Origin of the sequence: Roseovarius sp. B08, assembly GCF_051417955.1 — a bacterium.
In the GTDB taxonomy this organism is placed as follows: Bacteria; Pseudomonadota; Alphaproteobacteria; order Rhodobacterales; family Rhodobacteraceae; genus Roseovarius.
On record NZ_JBPRLW010000002.1, the window covers coordinates 272,612 to 291,574 of the forward strand.

15 protein-coding genes and 2 pseudogenes are annotated in these 18,963 nt (G+C 61.0%); 11 read left to right on the forward strand and 6 right to left on the reverse strand.

Going from position 1 to position 18,963, the window contains the following annotated elements; translation table 11 throughout:
• Window positions 1–751 precede the first annotated feature (751 nt).
• The gene (locus ACSQ76_RS22700; protein ID WP_437158436.1) at window positions 752–1,489 is read right to left on the reverse strand and encodes a hypothetical protein; all 738 of its coding nucleotides are present in this window, start codon (window positions 1,487–1,489) and stop codon (window positions 752–754) included.
• A 364-nt stretch (window positions 1,490–1,853) separates the two neighbouring features.
• Window positions 1,854–3,029, reverse strand: a complete 1,176-nt coding sequence (locus ACSQ76_RS22705) for a hypothetical protein (RefSeq protein ID WP_437158437.1) — start codon at window positions 3,027–3,029, stop codon at window positions 1,854–1,856.
• A 291-nt stretch (window positions 3,030–3,320) separates the two neighbouring features.
• On the opposite strand from ACSQ76_RS22705, the gene ACSQ76_RS22710 reads away from it, so the two are divergent.
• The 10 genes from ACSQ76_RS22710 (at window position 3,321) to ACSQ76_RS22755 (ending at window position 15,424) form a co-directional block, all read left to right on the forward strand.
• Window positions 3,321–3,980 (forward strand): hypothetical protein, encoded by a 660-nt coding sequence (locus ACSQ76_RS22710; RefSeq protein WP_437158438.1) that lies wholly within the window; start codon window positions 3,321–3,323, stop codon window positions 3,978–3,980.
• Between the two features lie 506 nt (window positions 3,981–4,486).
• Complete coding sequence (locus ACSQ76_RS22715) at window positions 4,487–5,296, forward strand: helix-turn-helix domain-containing protein (RefSeq protein ID WP_437158439.1); 810 nt, start codon at window positions 4,487–4,489, stop codon at window positions 5,294–5,296.
• Window positions 5,297–5,398: 102 nt separating this feature from the next.
• The gene (locus tag ACSQ76_RS22720) at window positions 5,399–8,383 is read left to right on the forward strand and encodes a xanthine dehydrogenase family protein molybdopterin-binding subunit (protein ID WP_437158440.1); all 2,985 of its coding nucleotides are present in this window, start codon (window positions 5,399–5,401) and stop codon (window positions 8,381–8,383) included.
• The gene (locus tag ACSQ76_RS22725) at window positions 8,380–9,207 is read left to right on the forward strand and encodes an FAD binding domain-containing protein (RefSeq protein ID WP_437158441.1); all 828 of its coding nucleotides are present in this window, start codon (window positions 8,380–8,382) and stop codon (window positions 9,205–9,207) included. The genes ACSQ76_RS22720 and ACSQ76_RS22725 overlap by 4 nt, the downstream gene beginning before the upstream one ends.
• Window positions 9,195–9,701, forward strand: coding sequence for a (2Fe-2S)-binding protein (locus ACSQ76_RS22730; protein ID WP_152474361.1), 507 nt, complete (start codon window positions 9,195–9,197; stop codon window positions 9,699–9,701). The genes ACSQ76_RS22725 and ACSQ76_RS22730 overlap by 13 nt, the downstream gene beginning before the upstream one ends.
• Window positions 9,694–11,223 carry an AMP-binding protein gene (locus ACSQ76_RS22735; RefSeq protein ID WP_437158442.1) on the forward strand — a complete coding sequence of 510 codons (1,530 nt, stop codon included), beginning with the start codon at window positions 9,694–9,696 and terminating at the stop codon, window positions 11,221–11,223. Before ACSQ76_RS22730 ends, ACSQ76_RS22735 begins: the two co-directional genes overlap by 8 nt.
• 35 nt (window positions 11,224–11,258) lie before the next feature.
• Window positions 11,259–12,065: an enoyl-CoA hydratase/isomerase family protein gene (locus ACSQ76_RS22740; RefSeq protein ID WP_152476994.1), complete on the forward strand. Its 807-nt coding sequence runs from the start codon at window positions 11,259–11,261 to the stop codon at window positions 12,063–12,065.
• 38 nt (window positions 12,066–12,103) lie between these two features.
• Window positions 12,104–13,363, forward strand: a complete 1,260-nt coding sequence (locus ACSQ76_RS22745; RefSeq protein ID WP_437158443.1) for a benzoate/H(+) symporter BenE family transporter — start codon at window positions 12,104–12,106, stop codon at window positions 13,361–13,363.
• A gap of 451 nt (window positions 13,364–13,814) precedes the next feature.
• On the forward strand, window positions 13,815–14,411 hold the full coding sequence (locus ACSQ76_RS22750) for a DUF6088 family protein (RefSeq protein ID WP_437158444.1): 597 nt from the start codon (window positions 13,815–13,817) through the stop codon (window positions 14,409–14,411).
• A gap of 2 nt (window positions 14,412–14,413) precedes the next feature.
• Window positions 14,414–15,424 carry a nucleotidyl transferase AbiEii/AbiGii toxin family protein gene (locus ACSQ76_RS22755; RefSeq protein ID WP_437158445.1) on the forward strand — a complete coding sequence of 337 codons (1,011 nt, stop codon included), beginning with the start codon at window positions 14,414–14,416 and terminating at the stop codon, window positions 15,422–15,424.
• A gap of 154 nt (window positions 15,425–15,578) precedes the next feature.
• Here ACSQ76_RS22755 and scpB read toward each other — a convergent pair.
• Window positions 15,579–16,171, reverse strand: a pseudogene (scpB, locus tag ACSQ76_RS22760) (SMC-Scp complex subunit ScpB).
• 2 nt (window positions 16,172–16,173) lie between these two features.
• Window positions 16,174–17,064 carry a DUF1403 family protein gene (locus tag ACSQ76_RS22765; RefSeq protein ID WP_437158446.1) on the reverse strand — a complete coding sequence of 297 codons (891 nt, stop codon included), beginning with the start codon at window positions 17,062–17,064 and terminating at the stop codon, window positions 16,174–16,176.
• A 158-nt stretch (window positions 17,065–17,222) separates the two neighbouring features.
• Here ACSQ76_RS22765 and ACSQ76_RS22770 point away from each other — a divergent pair.
• Window positions 17,223–18,319, forward strand: a pseudogene (locus ACSQ76_RS22770) (tyrosine-type recombinase/integrase).
• Here ACSQ76_RS22770 and ACSQ76_RS22775 read toward each other — a convergent pair.
• Both ACSQ76_RS22775 and ACSQ76_RS22780 read right to left on the reverse strand, forming a co-directional pair.
• Complete coding sequence (locus ACSQ76_RS22775) at window positions 18,314–18,649, reverse strand: type II toxin-antitoxin system RelE/ParE family toxin (protein ID WP_437158447.1); 336 nt, start codon at window positions 18,647–18,649, stop codon at window positions 18,314–18,316. The pseudogene ACSQ76_RS22770 and the gene ACSQ76_RS22775 overlap by 6 nt on opposite strands.
• The gene (locus tag ACSQ76_RS22780; protein ID WP_437158483.1) at window positions 18,646–18,903 is read right to left on the reverse strand and encodes a type II toxin-antitoxin system ParD family antitoxin; all 258 of its coding nucleotides are present in this window, start codon (window positions 18,901–18,903) and stop codon (window positions 18,646–18,648) included. Before ACSQ76_RS22780 ends, ACSQ76_RS22775 begins: the two co-directional genes overlap by 4 nt.
• Window positions 18,904–18,963 lie beyond the last annotated feature (60 nt).

Here is an 18,963-nt window from a genome sequence, read left to right on the forward strand (position 1 = left end):
ATCAATAAACGAGCCTTAGTCTCGGTCTTCCCTTCACGTGGGATCCTCCAAAATGGCGCCACTCAACATGTTGTGGTCTGCATGTGACCACATCTCAGATCATGCTAGAAACATCGCCGTGTTTTCATTATGTTCTGGCATACTGTGGACTCGGAAAGATTTTGGCATGAGTAAAAGCAGAAACGAAAGTAAGGCTGAGAAGGTCACAATTCTGATTGCTAGGCCTGAGAATGGTGTGTGCGTCTCGATCAATTCACAACAACCGATGGCAAGTGCCCCTTCGGCGTCACCACCTCCAAAGCCAAAGCGGTAGGCATGGCAAAGAAACCAACACCGCCACCAAAGCCCAAGCCAATCCCGCGGCAGCGGGGTGAAGTCCGGGTCCAACGATCACAGCAGCCCTGCGCCGCTGCGCCGGGCGCGCCTCCACCACCCAAACCAAAGAGGTAGAATACATGGCCAAGTCACTATCGTCCAAGCCATCGCCTAGACCTGCCCCGCGCCAGTCTAGCTCACGAGTGTTGATCGAAAGATCGCAGCAACCGGTTGCCAGCAAACCCGCATCATCGCCGCCCCCTAAGCCGAAAAGGTAGGTCAATGACTAAAAGGCCATCAGCCCCACCAACACCGCCGCGTCCTTCTTTGCCGCCATCACGACCAACCCCCGAAACAAATACCCGTCCCGCACCAGCGGCACCATCTTCGCCGCCACCACCCAAGAGGTAGCACTATGCAAGTATTTGAAATGCAGTCAGGGGGTGGACCCGTCTACATCCCCGATAACGCCAGACCCACTCCCAGCGCTCCGTCCTCGCCTCCACCGCCTAAGAAGTGACGGGTTGTGACGAATACGCACTTCCGAAATCTCCGTGGCAGGAATGACTGTAATTTCCGGTCCCCAGTCGCCATGCTCTGGGCTGACCGTTTCCCATTGTCCGGTTTTGTCCCGGAAATCCGTCACATACATTGCGATTGAGCCGTCTTGCCCTAATATCACCGGACCGAACGGCGCATCTTTGAAGTCGTCAAGCCGCTCGCATTGAACCGTCATCCCATCTTTTTTGAGAACGGTAATCTGGGTCGGGCCGGATTCTTCGCGGTTGATAACGGTTTCCCATGCCGCGACGTTTCTATCCGATGAAGAAATTCCTGCCTTTCGCAAGAACGCTGGAAGGCTATTTACGCTGGCACGTCGCCAAATCGCCGCAGTAATAAGGGCGAAGATGATCCCGCCGACGCTTGCCCCGTAGCCCACCCACAGCGGCAATTCTCTATCCGTCGAGACAAGATACTTCCAGTCATAGAGGATCAAGAGGCCCGCTGTCGCAGCCTGCGCAACGAATGCAAACACAAGCGCTATCGCCAAAGTGTCTAGCGTGCGGTGTGTAGTGTCACGGCCTGTGTAAGCCAAACGATACGACAGGTATCCCGCGACCAAGATCGCGAGCGTTTGATAGGGCAGTTGAAGAAGGTTTTCGAGTGCTTCCATCTATTCACAAGACCACCAATTTCAACCGTACACAACGCGCCAGCAAGAGATGTTCACTCTAACAACATAGTTCCTCAGAGCGGGTAATGTCGAAAATAGCTCAGAACCGCTTGACCGCCGGGTGAACACCCTCTGTACGGCGGCAAAGTCTGCAATCAAGGACGCCGTCTTAGCAGTGACTTCGCGTCTGCAGCGAATGTGCGGAATGCGACCATCTGTCTGGCAACCAAGCCGACTCTTGGATGTCCGGTCAGGGCCGCCACCCACGGCCCAAAGTGGTCATCAAATGCGAAGATCTGATGCTACACTTAGTGACACACCCCTAAGGAGTGACCGGGTTCGCTAGGCCCCGGCCACGCTTCTCTTACTCGTTGGGCTTGGCTTGTCCCGTCGTTTGCTCTTCGTAGGCACGCAACATCGTTTGTGTGTACTCAAGCGTATTCGAGCTGAACTCAGCAATCCCTGGCCAGGCGAATGGCGGCTCGCAAAGTACGATGTCTTGATCAAACGAAACTCCAAGCGCTTTGGCCACGGCTCGGGCTTGGATAGCTTCTTTTTCCTCTGGCCAATAGTCAGTTTCAAAAGTGACCCAAACTCCAAGTTCTTCATCAAAGCTGATCTCGGCCAAAAGCGCCCCCAAGCGTTCACCAGCGTTTGCCGCATCATCAAGAAGCGCGCTTCGGATCAAAAGCGTTACGTTATCCTCGCTCAACTCGAGCCTGAGACGATTGTCGATGACTTCTATCACTGGCTCGCCGCGACCACCATTTTTCGGCGAGCGATAAGGCGTTGGTTGATCGTCACCCTCTTCGAGCCAGAAAGGCACGCTGAAGATATCAATAGGCGACGCCCCGCAAGATGGGCAATGCCATAGGTTCTTTGCAATCTCATGCCCTGAGACCTTCGAATTGCAATGGAGGCAGTACCAAGTATCCGACTCTATGCGTCGTCTGTCCATCTCACTAAAAAGTGGGTGCCGAACGACACCTTTTGCATTTGGCTTTGTGGAGCGTCGAGACCAGTCCGATGAAATGCGCGCCTGGACCTTCTTCGCTTCGACCTCAGCAATTGCCAAAGCCTCACTCAGAAGCTTTGGCTCGTTCAGACGGCACTCCTCCGAAAACCGCTCATCGATACTCACAATCGGAGACGCATTCGGCGCTTCTGGAACTACAATTCGCCAGCCCTCGCCTTCCATTTGAATGTCATCTTGAAAAACAAACATGAGGTATGGGACGCCATCAACGGTTCCGCTCTTTTGAACTTCTGGACCATCCATGTTTGCACCAAGAGTTCCGAAGCTGCCCTCCGCACCCCTCGCAAATGGGTTTGTACTCTCGACCGCTTCCTTCAACGACGCAATGCACTCGTCAGTCGGTTGCCAACCTTTCTTCTCTTGTGCCTTTAGCGCACCCCAATGCGAGAACCCCAAGTGTACAGCAATTTGGTCCAGCGCTTTGGCTTGAGTTGTTCGAGAAGACCTTGCGTGATGCTTAGCGAGTTTCTTCAGCGCGTCGATTTTTGATGTCTTTGTCATCATCCGTTTCCAACCGGATCCGACTAGGTGCCCGCTGCTAATCAGACCCTGCCTATGGCATGATGTCTGTTATATTCGTGAATGAGACGCTGCATAGCTTCGCATGGCGGGCACACCGGCCAGCGCATTGGCCTGAATCGAAAATGAGCCTTACACAGTAGGTTGTCAAGACCCGGCCCTTAGGAGACATCCGACAAAGTAGTCAGTGCTGCGTTGCAGCTTCTCCAGTGAGGACATTGGTCTACTAATTCATACGCATTGTGGCGCTATCGGAGTGGATACCGAGGGTTCTTCATGCAGCTATTGATAGTCTTTCTAGTTTTTCTGGCCACTTCGTTGGCCTCCATTTTCGTGTTGTCAAAGCGCTCGGATAGATTTTGGGAGCTTACAGAGTACATACTTTTGTCAGTTGCTTTGGTCGGTATTGCTGCAGCCGTTGCCGACATAAGTGCGTCCCGGAAGCAACAAGCGGTTTCTGACGCCGCGGCTGCTTCCCTATCGGCCAAGTCCAGACTCAATTACCGCACGGAGTGGATAATGAATTCCTGCGGGATTTGGTGGAATGACGTTTTGAACCAAACCAATGATACGCCGCCAGCGTGTTTTCAGACTTATCCAACGATAGTCGGTACGACCTGCGAGTCTTCTTGTCGCGCAGCTCACTTTGTCGGCCAACATAGAATGCAAACGTATTCTCCGACCGAAGAACATGAGGCTGCATCAGGTCTGCATATGAACATCTGCTACGATGGTGCGGAAGATATCGGCATGTGCTCCAACTTGGAATCCTATCTCGAACTGACTTCCAAGCATGCCGAACTCAGCGCATCAAGAACACTCTATGAATTCGTTTCTGGTGGCCAAGCGTCCTTTTGGATCCAAGTTTTGTTTGCTCTGACACTTGGGGTTCAAGCAGGAAAGATCAGAAGAGATGCATCGAGCATAAATACTTGAGTTGGACGGCCCAAACCCGACCTTCACGGACTTTGCGGCGAAGGACCGGAAGTAGCCCTGTGTCCTTCGGATCGACCATTCGGTGTCTAATCGCCGCATCTGTGAAACACGAATAACGATGCAAGGCTTTGCTCCGCACATACACCTGAGATCTGGAAAAGCTCGGGCTTAGGTGCGATAGGAAGAACATGGCTACCTTGTCGCCCGAGGGTCTTTGAGATGGCAACGCACCGCTGCGCTTAGACGGAGCGATGCCAACACCAACGAAACATTTTTGGTCTATCGGAATGCGTTCCAAAATGAAAAAGCTTGGTATCCGGCAACGGCGCGAAACGCGTAGCGTCACAGACTTATCAAGTGACACCGAAGACGTGCTGAAACACGGAGCCGTCAAAATGCCTGCAGTCGAGCAAGATTGACCCGATCAAAAAAACTGGTAACGATTTCGAATGTCGTCTGCTCTGAGGATTGCTATTGGGCCTTTCGGGCGGGTCGCTCTGCTTGATATGGACCGGCCTCTGGTTAAGCACGCCCATGCGCAATGCCACGTCCTTCTGAAGGTCGAAGGTGTCGATACCGAGTTCGATGTGGGTGGGCGCCGCGTGATGTTGACCGACGAAAGCGCGGTTCTAATCAATGCGTGGGCGCATCACAGCTACGTCCACCGCACGGATCAACCGCCAACCATCATCCTCGCAATGTATATAGAACCGAGTTGGCTTGGCGCGTTTCGCGGCAATTGGGAGGCGAGCGCCGGACCGGACTTTTTTCCGCAGCCAGGCGGTGCCATCTCGCCGCAAATCCGGAGGCAGGTCGGTGAGACAGCAGAGGCGATGGTGCGGGCGCCCGGTGACGCCGCAACGCATGAGCGGCTGATCGGGCGGCTGATGATCTCCATTATCGAGCGGCTGGCCCCCTGGCGCGATGTGCAACCTTCGCTTCGGGCACAGGCCAAAGCGACGCGCATGCCCGACCGACGGATCGCACGGGCCTTGGTCCTTCTCCGCGAGGATCCGGCCAGCGTCGTCTCGATGGATTGGCTCGCCCGCGAATGCGGCCTGTCGCGTGCGCATTTCTTCCGGCTGTTCGAGGCGAATACAGGAATCTCGCCCCGGGTCTACCTGAACACCCAGCGGGTGGAGCGTGCGGTGCAGGCCGTGGCCAAGGAAACGCGCAGTTTCTCGGCCATCTCCAACGATCTTGGCTTCTCTGTCCCGGCGCATTTTTCGCGATTCTTCCACGACCATGCCGGCTCCTCGCCCAGCGTCTTCCGCAATGTCTCGACCCTGCGCGTACCATCTGATCCCGCTTTTTGAGACTCCTTGGTAAGGTCTGAGACCTGGCGGGATCGCAAGGCCAGCAGACCTGCGTCTAACGTCCTCTCCCAAGGGCTTGCTTATGCCAAGCCGGGAGGAGACATGAACGATACAGTTTCAGAGAAGCTGCTTGGCCGGTCCGCGCTGCGCGTCGAGGACCCGGCGCTGCTGTCCGGTCGCGGCTGCTATATCGACGACCTGCCGGTTGCCACGGGCACCTTGGCGCTGACCTTTGTCCGCTCGCCCCACGGCCATGCGGCGATCCGGTCAGTCGAAACTGTCAAGGCCGCGCAGGCGGCGGGCGTCGTTGCCGTGATCACCGGAGAAGATGTTGCGGCGCGCACCCGGTCGATGACCGTCGGCGTGAAAGCCGATGTCGAATGCTGGCCCATGGCGGTGGACCGCGTGCGGTATGTCGGCGAGCCGGTGGCGATGATCGTCGCGACCGACCGCTACCTTGCCGAGGATGCCGCGGATCTTGTCGAGGTCGACTACGATCCGCTTGATGCCGTCTTGGAGCCCGAGGCAGCGCTGGCCGCGGACGCACCGGTGCTGCATCCCAGCCTCGGCGGCAATCTCATCAACGAGCGCAGCTTCCGCTACGGCGATCCCGAGGCGGCCTTCGACGCCGCTCCGCACCGGATCGGCATCGACGTCACCTATCCGCGCAGTGCCTGCACGCCCATCGAGACTTACGGCGTCATCGCCAGCTACGAGGCCGGCGAGGATGCCTATGACGTCACCGCGAATTTCCAGGGACCCTTCTCGATCCATGCGGTGGTTGCCCGATCGCTGAACGTGCCGGGCAACCGGCTGCGGCTGCGTACGCCGCCCGATTCAGGCGGCTCCTTCGGGATCAAGCAGGGTGTTTTTCCTTACATGATCCTTGCGGCTATCGCTGCGCGAATTGCGGGCGCACCGGTCAAGTGGATCGAGGACCGCCTGGAGCATCTGTCGGCCAGCGTCTCGGCCACCAATCGTCAGACACGGATAGAGGCGGCGGTGGCGGCGGATGGACGGATCACCGCGCTCGACTGGGACCAGGTCGAGGATTGCGGCGCTCATCTGCGCGCGCCAGAGCCTGCCACGCTCTACCGGATGCACGGCAACATGACCGGTGCCTACGACATCCCGAACCTGGCGATCCGCAACCGCATCGTGCTGACCAACAAGACGCCGACGGGGCTGAATCGCGGCTTCGGCGGACCGCAGATTTATTTCGCGCTGGAGCGGTTGATGGAGACCATTGCGCGGCAGCTCGGGCTGGACCCGCTTGCGGTCATCCGCCGCAATCTCATCCCCGCCAAAGCCTTTCCCTACCGCACGGCCAGCGGTGCCCTTTACGATTCGGGCGACTACGCCACGGCGCTGGACCGCGCCGTCGCGGAAGGCGGGCTGGACGAGCTTTACGCCCGCCGCGACAAGGCCCGCGCCGAAGGCCGGCGCTATGGCATAGGCTTTGCCTGCGTGGTGGAGCCCTCGGTGTCGAACATGGGCTACATCACCACCGTCCTGACACCCGAAGAGCGCGCCAAGGCCGGGCCGAAGAACGGTGCGCAGGCCACGGCGACCATCTCCATCGACCCGCTCGGCTCGGTGACGGTCAAGGTCGCCTCGGTCCCCCAGGGCCAGGGCCACCGGACAGTATTGGCTCAGGTCGTGGCTGACAAGTTCGGCCTGCCGATAGACGCGGTGCGCGTTCTGGCCGATGTGGACACGATGCGCGATAGCTGGTCTATCGCGTCGGGAAATTACGCGTCGCGCTTTGCCCCCGCCGTCGCTGGTGCGACCGAAATCGCGGCGGATCGATTGCGCAACAAGCTGGCAAAGGTCGCGGCCTCGCAGCTGAATATCCCGCCGGGCGACGTGACCTTCGAGGCGGGCCGCATCGGTGCCGCAGGCAATCCCGACAACAACGTGTCCTTCGCACGGGTTGCCGCCACGGCGCATTGGGCGCCGGGCACGCTGCCCGATGGCTTGGACCAGACCATGCGCGAGACCGTCTACTGGACCCCGCCGCAGTTGGAGGCACCGACGCCGCAGGATGGGGTGAATTCCTCGCTCTGTCACGGGTTCATCTTCGATTTCTGTGGAATAGAAATCGACCCCGAAACAGCCGAGCCAAGGATCGACCGCTACGTGACCATGCACGATTGCGGACGGATCCTGCACCCGGCCATGGTCGATGGCCAGGTGCGGGGCGGCTTTGCCCAGGCGGTCGGCGCCGCGTTCCTCGAGGAATATTCATACGGTGCCGACGGTTCGTTCCAGTCGGGCACGCTCGCCGATTACCTGTTGCCCACGGTGATGGAGGTGCCCGAGCCGATCATCCTGCATCACGAAACACCGTCGCCGTTCACGCCGCTTGGGGCCAAGGGTGTGGGCGAGGGCAACTGCATGTCGACGCCAGTCTGCATCGCCAATGCGGTGGCCGACGCACTGGCCTCCGAGGAAGGCGCGCCCGACATCGTGTTGCCTGCGACGGCATCCAAGCTTGCGCCTCTGATCTTCGGCGCGGAGCCCGCGCCGAAAGAGCCTGTGCCCGAGACGAAAGCCGAGGCCACGGCAGGCGGCCGCAAGCTCACCGGCGAAGGCCGCGCCGTGGTGCAGGCCAGCCGCGAGGATGTCTGGCAGATGTTGCTCGACCCAGCGACGCTCGACGCGATCATCCCCGGCTCGCATGGCGTCCAGAAGGTCGGCAAGACGCGCTTCGAGGCGGATGTGACGCTTGGCGTCGGACCCGTGCGCGGGCGCTACAAGGCTCGTATCGACCTGTCAGACCTCGACCCGCCCAATGCGGTCACCCTTTCAGGGCAAGTCGTGGGCGCACTGGGTACGGGCGGCGGGCAAGGCCGCATCACGCTGACCGACACCGAAGGCGGCACCGAGATCGCCTATCGCTACGAGGCCGAGATCGGCGGCAAGGTCGCCTCGGTCGGCGGACGGCTTCTGGACGGCGCGGCGAAGGTCGTGATCGGCGAGTTTTTCCGCGCCCTGGCCCGCCATTGCGGCGGCGGCGCGCAGAGCGGCCCCATGGCCCGCCTGAGAAGTCTTCTCAATCGAGTCACCAAAGGAGGCAGGTCATGAAACCCGCCCCGTTCGATCTTGTCGCGGCGACGGAGATGAGTGAGGCTCTGGAAGCGCTGCATCAGGGCGGCACAGAGGCCCGCGTCATCGCCGGCGGCCAGTCGTTGGTGCCCATGCTGAACATGCGCCTCGCGCGTCCCGCAACGCTTGTCGACATCACCCGCATCCCCGAGCTGTCGCGGATCGAGACCAAGAGCGACCGTGTCACCCTTGGGGCCGCCGTGCGCCAGAGCACGCTGGAACGCTGGCCCGATCTTGCAGACCGCCTGCCGCTGGTGCATGCCGCGCTTCCCTGGGTGGGGCACATGCAGCTGCGCAATCGCGGCACGGTCTGCGGCTCCGTCGCCCATGCCGATCCCAGCGCCGAGTTGCCGCTGTGCCTGATCGCGCTCGGCGGCAGCGTGACCCTGCGCCGCCGCCGCAAGACGCGGACGGTCGCGGCGCAGAATTTCTTTCAGGGCATGATGTCCACAGACCTCGCCCCCGGAGAGATGATCGCCTCGGTCACCTTCCCGACCAGGCAGACGGGCACCGGCTACTCCTTCCGCGAGGTCGCCCGCCGCCATGGTGATTTTGCCATCGTCGCCTGCGCTGCGGTGGCCCGACCTGACGACACCGCCGCGCTGACCGTGGGCGGCGTCGCCGACACGCCATGCACACTCGAGCTGCCGGCAGACACAGCCGATCTCGACGACCGGCTGAACGAGTTCGCGTGGCACCTTCAGGCCCGCGACGACCTGCATGCCACCGCGCGCTATCGCCGCGACCTGGTCCGCAAGCTCGGCCGCGCAACCTTGAAGGAGGCTTCGTCATGCCGCGACTGACCCAAGACGAGACGCACGCGCTGCGCTTCACCCTGAACGGGCGGCCCGTATCGCTCCGCGTCTCCCCGCGCAAACTTCTGAGCGACGTGCTGCGCCACGAGATCGGCGCGACGGGCACCCATGTTGGTTGCGAACACGGCGTCTGCGGTGCCTGCACGGTGCAGGTGGACGGCGAGCCTGCCCGCGCGTGCCTGATGCTCGCCCAACAGGCCGAGGGCTGCGAGATCCGCACGGTCGAGGGTCTGGGCAAGAGCGATGCGCTGACCTCGCTGCAAGAGGCCTTCCGCGAACATTTCGCGCTGCAATGCGGCTTCTGCACGGCCGGCATTCTGATGACCCTCGACGCGCTGTTTTCGCGTCAACCGGACGCGGAGGAAGACGCGATCCGCGAGGCGCTCTCGGGCCACCTGTGCCGCTGCACCGGCTATGCGCCCATCGTTCAGGCGGCGCTGGCCGCCCGTAACCGCATCAAGGGAGGACCAATCGATGCTTGACCTCGGAACCAGCTTTATCGCGTCCGTCGAACGCGATCCCGGCGCGATGGCAATTGCCGAAGTCGACCGGACGATCACCTATTCCGACTGGTATTGCCGGATCAGCGCGCTTGTGGATGCGCTTGGCCAGATCGGACTTCGCAAGGGCGACATGCTGGTCACGGCGATGCAGAACCGGTGGGAGAATGCCTCGCTGCATTGGGCCTGCCAGATTGCCGGGATCGTCATCACGCCCGTGAATTGGCGCGTCACCGCCGATGAACTGGACCATGCGCTGCGCGACAGTGAGGCCCGCGTTCTGGTGCATGACGATGCCGCGTCCGAGGCCGTGGCCGGATCGGCCCTTGCGGCGGACCTCAACGTACTGCCGTTGGATGGCGATCAGGGCCTTGCCGCAATGCTGGCAGGCCGTGCCGCCGATGCGGCGCCGCAAGCCGGGGCCGACGATATGTCCGTCATGCTTTACACATCCGGCACGACCTCGAAGCCCAAAGGCGTGCCGCGCCGCCACCGGGCCGAACGGGCCGCGGCCATCGCCCATGTGGCGCAGAACATGTACGGGCATGGCGAGCGCACGCTGGGCGTGATGCCACTCTATCACACGATGGGGATCCGTTCGCTCCTGTCGGCCAGCGTGATCGGCGGTGCCTTCGTGTGCCTGCCGCGCTTCAATGTACCAGACGCGCTCGATGCGATCGAAAGACATGATGTCGACAATCTCTATCTGGTGCCGACGCTTTATCATGACATCGTACATCACGCGAGCTTCACACCGCACCGGGTGGCCAGCGTGCGCAAGCTCGGTTTTGCCGGGGCGTCCATGACAGACGGTCTTTTGCGGAAACTGGCAGAGGCTTTCCAGCCCGAGCTTTTCGTGAATCATTACGGCTCTTCCGAGATCTACACCTTTTCCATCTGCCAGGACGCTGCCGCCAAACCCGGATCAGCGGGCCGCGCTGCGATCAACCAGAGACTGCGCGTGGTTCCGCTGGGCACGACCGATGTCAGCCAGACCTGTGCACCCGGACAAGAAGGCGAAATCGTCGCCTCCATGCAGGGAGATGAAGCTTTCGAGGGCTACTGGAACCGCCCCGAAGCGGACAAGAAGGCTATTCGCGACGGCTGGTACTTCACCGGCGATTGCGGGCACTTCGACGAAGATGGCGATCTGTTCGTCACCGGCCGGGCCGATGATATGATCATCACCGGAGGCGAGAACGTATCACCCGTCGAGGTCGAAAGCTGCCTGTCGCTGCACCCCGCCGTGGCCGAGGTCGCCGTGGTCGGCCTGCCGGATGCACGCTGGGGCAAGGTCGTTACCGCCTTCGTCAAGCGCGGCGAAAAGGTCACCGAAGACGAACTCGACGCCCATTGCCGCGACTCCGACTTGTCTAATTTCCGCCGCCCGCGCCGCTACGTCTTCGTGCGCGAAATCCCGAAATCCCCTGTCGGCAAGCTCCTCCGCCGCCTGCTGGTTGCAGGCGAATACGAGGTCGAACCAGCCGAAACCACAACTGCGTAACTCCAGAGAAAGACATCCAGATGAAAGAAACTCCGATGACCGAGACGATGACCTTCACCGATCCGCGCCTCTCCAAGCTCGACGGTTTTCGCGTTCAGCTCGATGAAGCCAGCGAACGCGCGGACATCGTCCTCGCGCGGCCGCCCTACAACGTGATCTCGATGGGTGCCCGCGATCAGCTGCGCCTTGTCTTCGAGGCACTTGATGAAGATGACCGCGTGCGCATCATCGTCGTCTCCGCCGAGGGCGAGCATTTTTCCTCGGGCGGCAATATCAAAGGCTTCCTCGAGGCCAGTCCCGAGCATGTCTCGCACCTCGCCTGGAACGTCGCGGCCCCTGCACGCTGCTCTAAGCCGGTGATCGCGGCCAATCGCGGCTACGCTTTCGGCGTGGGGTTCGAGCTATCATTGGCCTGCGATTTCCGCATTGTGTCCGAGACCTGCCGCTATGCGCTGCCCGAGCAGAAACTTGGCCAAATCCCGGGATCGGGTGGTTCCGCCCGGCTGCAGAAGATCGTCGGAGTGACACGGACGAAAGACATCGTCATGCGTTCAAAGCGCATCAAGGGCCAGCAGGCGCTTGACTGGGGCATCGCTACCGAATGCGTGCCAGATGGCGATCTCGAACAGGCGGTGACCGACCTCGTGAACGAACTCCGTGAATTTTCACCGATTGCGCAACGCACCGCAAAGAAGCTGCTGAACGATACCGACGACGCGCTTCTCAGCACCGCGATCGAGATGGAAGGGCTGAACTACAGCCGCTTGCGTCAATCGGAAGATTTCCGCGAGGGCGTCGAGGCTTTTCACGCCAAGCGCAAGCCCGAATTTACCGGCCGCTGAGACGGCTACGCAACCAAAATCAAGGGAGGGAAACCTAAATGGAACGGACGGAAAAGACAAACTGGATTGAGAAAGGACCGGGCTTCGGCGCAGGCCTTTCGGGCCTGCGCGACGCGCTGGGAATCAAAACGGCGAGCGCGGGACTGGTCGCGGCCATCTTCGGATGCTCAGGGCCTGCTCTGATCGTGATCGGTGCCGCCAATAATGGCGGTCTGACCGAAGGTCAGACCGTGGCCTGGCTTCTGGCGATCTACGGGCTCGGCGGGCTGATCAGCCTATTCATGGCGCTTTACTACAAGCTGCCTGTGACGGGGGCTTACTCAATCCCCGGGGCCGCGCTGGTCGCAGGTGCGCTTGGGACATTCCCGTTCGAACAGGCGGTCGGGGCATTCCTGATGGCGGGCGCGATGGTCTTCGTGCTGGGGATCACCGGGCTAATCGGCAAGGTGATGCGCTGGCTTCCGATGCCCATCGTGATGGCGATGATCGCGGGGGCGCTCATCCGTTTCGGTATCGGCGCGGTTACCTCAATCGAGAAACTGCCCATCGTGGTCGGTGCGGCGACCATCGCCTTCTTCCTGTCGATGCGGTTCCTGCGGGCCGTCCCGCCGGTGCTGACGGCGCTGGTCGTCGGCCTCGTGGCCGTAGCCCTAACCGGAGGCTTCCAGGGGGGCGAGGCGGCAATCAGCTTTGTCGCACCGGAATTCACCGCACCCGTCTTTACGGTCGACGCGTTCCTGGCCATCGCCGTGCCGCTGGCCGTGCTCGTGATTGGGGCCGAGAACGCGCAGGCCATCGGGGTACTCTACGCCGAGGGCTACCGTCCTCCGATCAACGCTATGACCGTGATCTCGGGCATCGGCGGCATGCTGGCCGGGTTCATCGGCGGGCATAACGCCAATATCGCGGGGCCCATGACCGCGATCTGTTCCTCCGATCAGGCAGGTGAGAATCCTGAAAGGCGCTATGCGGCCACGGTGCTTAACGGCGTGCTCTTCGCCGTCTTTGGGATATTCGCCGGGGTTGCGGTGCCGCTCATCATGGCGCTGCCAGGGCCCCTGATCGGCGCGGTGGCGGGCCTGGCGATGATCACTGTTCTACTGAGCGCATTCCAGTCCGCCTTCGACCGGAAAGCGGGCCACCAGATCGGAGCCTTCGTCGCCCTGATAGTGGCGATGTCGAACGTGTCGTTCCTAAGCATCAGCGCGCCCTTCTGGGCCTTGGTTGCGGGCGCCGCGGTATCTGTTCTGAACGAAGGGGTGGTCAGATCCCAGCCCGTGGCGAACTCGGCGTCCTGAAGGACAGTGCCAAGTCGCGCCAGCAATCAAACGGGGGGCGTCCGTCAAAACACGACGCCCCTCATGAACGTTGAATCTGCCGCCGCCGCAATCCCGTGACTGGCGGGACGTGGACAAACATTAAGTTTCCATCATTGCGCTGGCGTTCAGGGATTTCGGTATGGTGGCGTGTCTCGCTCGCCATTTGTTTTGCCTTGAAATTCTCCCAGAGTTTCTCGATATTTTTGCATTTGCGATGAACAGACGCTTGCTGCCCTCATACCGGAGCTGCTTCGCAGCTTTAGCGCAAATCGAGCACTTGTTACGCATGGCAGGATTATGTCCTGACAGCCGACATTCATACCGTCCGCAGCGAAGGTCAACTCTCCGCCCGTTGTGCCGAATTTTCACCGAAACCACTCCACTTGACGTTCAGAAAAACATGCTATATTTTCTGACATGGAGTTGACCCATGATCACGTCGAAAATCAAGCAACGCATCCTAGGGAAGGGCCGAGGCGCCATCTTCGCGCCGTCGGACTTCCTCGATATCGGATCGCGCGCAAGCGTGGATCAGGCGTTATCGCGCCTGGCCGATCAAGGTGTAATCCGGCGGCTGACACGTGGGCTCTACGACTATCCGAAGCAAAGCCCTCGTTTCGGGCTCTTGGCACCCTCCGCCGATGATATTGCGTGCGCTGTTGCCCGGAAGGACAACCAGGTTCTGCAACCCTCCCCTGCCATGGCGGCGAACCAGTTAGGTCTGTCCACCCAGGTCCCGTCCAATCCGATCTACATGACCGACGGGCCCACCCGAACGAAGACGGTCGGGCGGCAGGTGATCCAGTTCCGCAATGCCTCTCCGAAGACACTGGTCGGGGCTGGGTCGAAGACAGGCACTGTTTTCCAGGCGCTCCGCTATGTCGGCAAGGATCGCGTGGACGATCAAGTGATCGGCAAGATCGCCCGGGCGCTGGACGACAAGGATCGAGCACAGCTCGCAAAGCAAAGCCGACATGCCCCGGCCTGGATGCATCCGGTCGTCCAGCAGATTGTGGCACACGCCTGAGCATGGATGCTTTCGCGAACGACACACATGAGCATCGTGACGAAGCCTTTGGACAAGCCGCATCGGAACTCGGGTTTGCCAAGGCCATTGTCGAGAAGGACTTTTGGGTGTGCTGGTCGCTCCAGCATCTCTTCGCCCTGCCCTCCTTTGGCGATCACCTGATCTTCAAAGGAGGCACGTCGCTCTCGAAAGCCTACGACGTGATCCACCGGTTTTCCGAGGACGTGGATCTCTCGCTCGACCGCACCCAACTCGGGTTTGAGGGAGATCGCGATCCAGAGAACCCTGACCTCTCTAGCGGCAAACGCAAATCTCTGCTGCAAGACCTTCAGGATGCCGCCGAGGCCACAGTCGCCGGGCCCCTGCTTGAAGAGATAAATTCGGTTTTCTCCGCAATCCTCGAACAGCCATTCTCCCTCGCGATTGATGAGGGCGACCCACAAACCGTGCTGTTCGCCTATCCCTCGCTACGTGCCGACGGTGACAGCTACATCCAGCCGGTCATTCGGTTCGAATTCGGCGCACGTGGGGCACAGCTCCCGGCTGAACTACGGCCAATTGTGACTTACGTCCAACAAGCCTTTCCTGATCTGCCTGGGTTGAATGCTGTCGATGTCCGAACGCTCGGGATCGAACGAACGTTCTGGGAGAAAGCGACGATCCTCCATATGCTCTTCCATCAGGATGTAAAGAAACCACTCGCCGACCGAATGTCCCGTCACTACTACGACATGTCCCAGCTGATCGGGCATGATGCCAAGACGCGTGCGCTGGCCGACATCGGCCTCCTCGACGAGGTCGGCCACCACAAGTCGGTGTTCTTCAAGGCGGCGTGGGCAAGATACGAAGACGCGAAGCCAGGCTCACTGCGCCTGCTTCCAAACGAGACGCTCGAGGCAGCCCTCCGCCGGGATTACGCCGGGATGCGCGAGATGATCATAGGCGACGCGCCGAGCTTTGATGATGTGATGAGCGCAATCTCGGCGCTGGAAGCCGAAATCAACACGCCCTGATTGCGACGGACCTGTCGATTGGAAGACGACTCGGCTTTGACCACCGGTCCGCCAATCCTCTGCCCTGAGTTTGTCGTGAGTTATAGGATGCCATTCTATAACTCATGAATGGCGCAGATTTGAGCGATAGGGCGGATGGCACGACGCACAGGCATCATCCTTCCGCCAATCCGGCATCCGCAAGCTGCTCTCGGTCAGGAAGGTCCTGGAGCGTCCCCAGATCGAAGGCGACCAGGAACCGCTCTGTCGTCACGTAGGTGTAGGGCGCGCCGCGTCGTGGGGATCGTGGTCCCGTGCCGATGAGACCGCGTGCATGCAGCCGCCCGAGCAAGTCCCGGCTGATCTCCTTGCCGAAAATGTCCTTGAGTCCGTCGCGGGTGATCGGCTGGTGATAGGCGATGGCCGCCAGCACGGCGACGTCGTACTCGCGCAGATCGGGATCCTGCTCGCCCACATCGGCGGCCGCACGGATCGCTGGCGCATAGGCCGACCGCGTCCGCAACAGCCATCCGCCGGCGACCTTCGCGAGTTCGAACGACCGTCCGTCAAGATCGGCAGCCAGATCGTCGATGATGAGATCGATCGAAACCCCTGCCCGACCACCCGGGCCAGATCCTCACGCGGCACCGGCGAAGCGGACGCAAAGAGCACCGCCTCGATCCGGCGCATCCATTCCCGCCAGCGTAGATCGGCGGGCAGGTCCTGCAACTCTCGATCAAGATCGCTGTCGAGGTGATCCTTTGCCATCGTCACACCCCATAGAGCCGAAACGTGTCGCGCCCGGTCAACTCGCGCACGGCACCCAGTTCGACCAGCCTGTCGCAAAACCGGCGCGCCGCCCTGTCCGAGCGGAGGGACGTCAGCGCCGCCGGTGCCACGGCGTCTTGGTTTAGAAACAACGTGACCGCTCCCTCCGCTCCTTTGGCACGCAGCTTGGGCGCGAGGTCTCTCAGCCGGGCCACCCGCCGTGCCAGGTCGGCAGCTTCGCGCGTCGCTTCGACAGCCGCGGCGACAACCGCACGGTGGCATGCCAAGCGCATCTCATCACCAGTCTTCCGCAAGTCCCCTCGCTTGAAGCCAAGCGCGACGAGCGGGAGGGCGTGGGCCCAGCCAAACGCCTGCCCCAAAGCCGCGTCCGCCAAAACGAGCGCAGTGGCGTGGTCTCGCGGTCGATCCTCTAGGACCGCCCCCAGCACGCTCGCCGCTCGCGCAATCGGCGCTCCCTGCCCGACGTCCAACCAAATCGCAATTTGCTCCGCCTCAACCTCGGACAATGCCCGATGCAGCGCCTTGACAGATACGGGCCGTTCGACCGCCCGGCGCCAGAGCAGATAGACTTCACCCGCGGGACCCGGACTGTCGCCGGGCTGCAAAAATGCTACCGCGTCGCGCAGCTCACTGGCCCGTTCTGCTCGAGCTTGATGGGTTACACAGGCCTCCGCCGCACGCAGCGCCAAACGCTCGCGAAGCAAGGTCTGGGGAAAATCATCGCGGCTCAACACAAGATGCAGGTGGCTGAGAGCCGCCCCCGACAAAAAGGCCACATCTTCAAGGGTTTCGACCCGCGCAGAGGTGACCCAAGAGGGCAGTCGAGGTAGGGTGCTCAGGTCCTCAGAGATGGTGGCGGACTGATATGTCATGCCACAACACTAGTCCCTTGCGGCGCTTTCGTCTACAATATGATGTGCAAACCGCCCCACCTTGCCGGCCTCCGCTATGTCCAATAAGTTTGCCTTATCGGACATGAAGAGATACGCTGCGGCACAGCCTCAAAATCAGCGGATTTTCAGGGAAAGCGATGGACTCAGAGACCGACAAATCGACGTCAGCGCCCTCCGGTGCGCGCGATGATGTGCGCGGCGACGAGAGAGAACAAGAGGCAGGCAATAGCATCGCCCTGCCCGCCCATGTCGCCGGGTCGGGCACGCTGGATCGCCTGGTCGACACCGCGCGCGATTACGCCCGGGCTGCGGCGTCCGAGAACACGCTCAAGGCCTACGCCAAGGACTGGGACCACTTCGCACGCTGGTGCCGCATGAAAGGCGCGGAGCCACTGCCCCCGTCCCCGGAGATGATCGGACTCTATCTCGCGGACCTGGCGGCCGGGTCGGGCCCCCCCCTGCCCTCGCGGTCAGCACGATTGACCGCCGCCTCTCGGGTCTCGCCTGGAACTACGCACAAAGGGGATTCACTCTCGATCGCAAGAACCGCCACATCGCGACTGTCCTCGCGGGGATCAAGCGGAAACAGGCGCGCCCGCCGGTACAGAAGGCCGCAATTCTCGCCGAAGACATTCTCGCGATGGTCGCCGCCTTGCCCTTCGATCTGCGCGGGCTGCGGGATCGCGCGATCCTGCTCCTGGGCTACGCTGGCGGCCTTCGTCGCTCGGAAATCGTGAGCCTCGATGCGGGTAAGGACGACACGCCAGACAGTGGCGGATGGGTCGAGATCCTGGAGAAAGGCGCCCTCCTGACCCTCAATGCAAAGACCGGTTGGCGCGAGGTAGAGATCGGCCGCGGCTCCAAGGAACAGAGCTGCCCGGTCCACGCCCTCGAGCAATGGCTGCACTTCGCCAGGATCGATTTCGGGCCGGTCTTCGTTGGCACCTCACGCGATGGCAAGCGCGCATTGGAAACGCGGCTCAACGACAAGCATGTCGCGCGGCTGATCAAGCGATGCGTCCTCGATGCCGGCATCCGATCCGACCTTCCAGAAAAAGACCGCTCGGCCCTCTTCTCCGGCCATTCCCTGCGCGCCGGTCTCGCGAGTTCGGCCGAGGTCGACGAGCGCTATGTCCAGAAACAGCTTGGCCACGCCTCGGCCGAAATGACCCGCCGCTACCAACGCCGACGAGATCGGTTCCGCGTGAACCTGACCAAAGCCGCAGGGCTATGATGAATCATGCCGAAGTGCCGTCAATGATGCAACTTGGCGTGGAAGATTGCTGCGCGAATGCAGGATATCGACGACGACCACTTCGTTCGACCGATCTAAGAACACCATAAAATGCTCCCCTGCCCTCGCAAACCGTAAATCCTCAGCATTATCGACCAAAACTGAACAGTTCCGGCTGTGCGCCTGACCGTTCAGGATCTCCTTACAACGATTGAGCAATTCTGTTTCATAAAGTTCGGCCTGCTTGTGCCCAAACTTCGCTATCGTCCACTTAGCAATCTCGACCAAGCTGGCCTCCGCGCGGCGTGTCAGCCGAAAGGATCGGCTCATGGAGCCGCGCGTGCTTGTCGAAAGGCGCGCCGGATCGCATCATCTCCGCTACCTTCGGCGAACTGGCCCGCCTTGGCCTGCGCCAATCCCTCGAGCAGTCCTTGACGGATTTCTGCGAACTGAGCCTCTTCCTGTTCGAGCAACCGTAGCCCTGCTCGCATTGCTTCACTCACGTTTTGATAGCGTCCCGATGCCACCAAAGCCTGGACCAGCTGGTCTTGGGTTTCGGTCAGAACGACGTTTCGTGTCACCATGTAGCGGGCCTCCATCATTGGCAATATATGCCAATGGCCGAATTCCGTCAATGCCAGCAG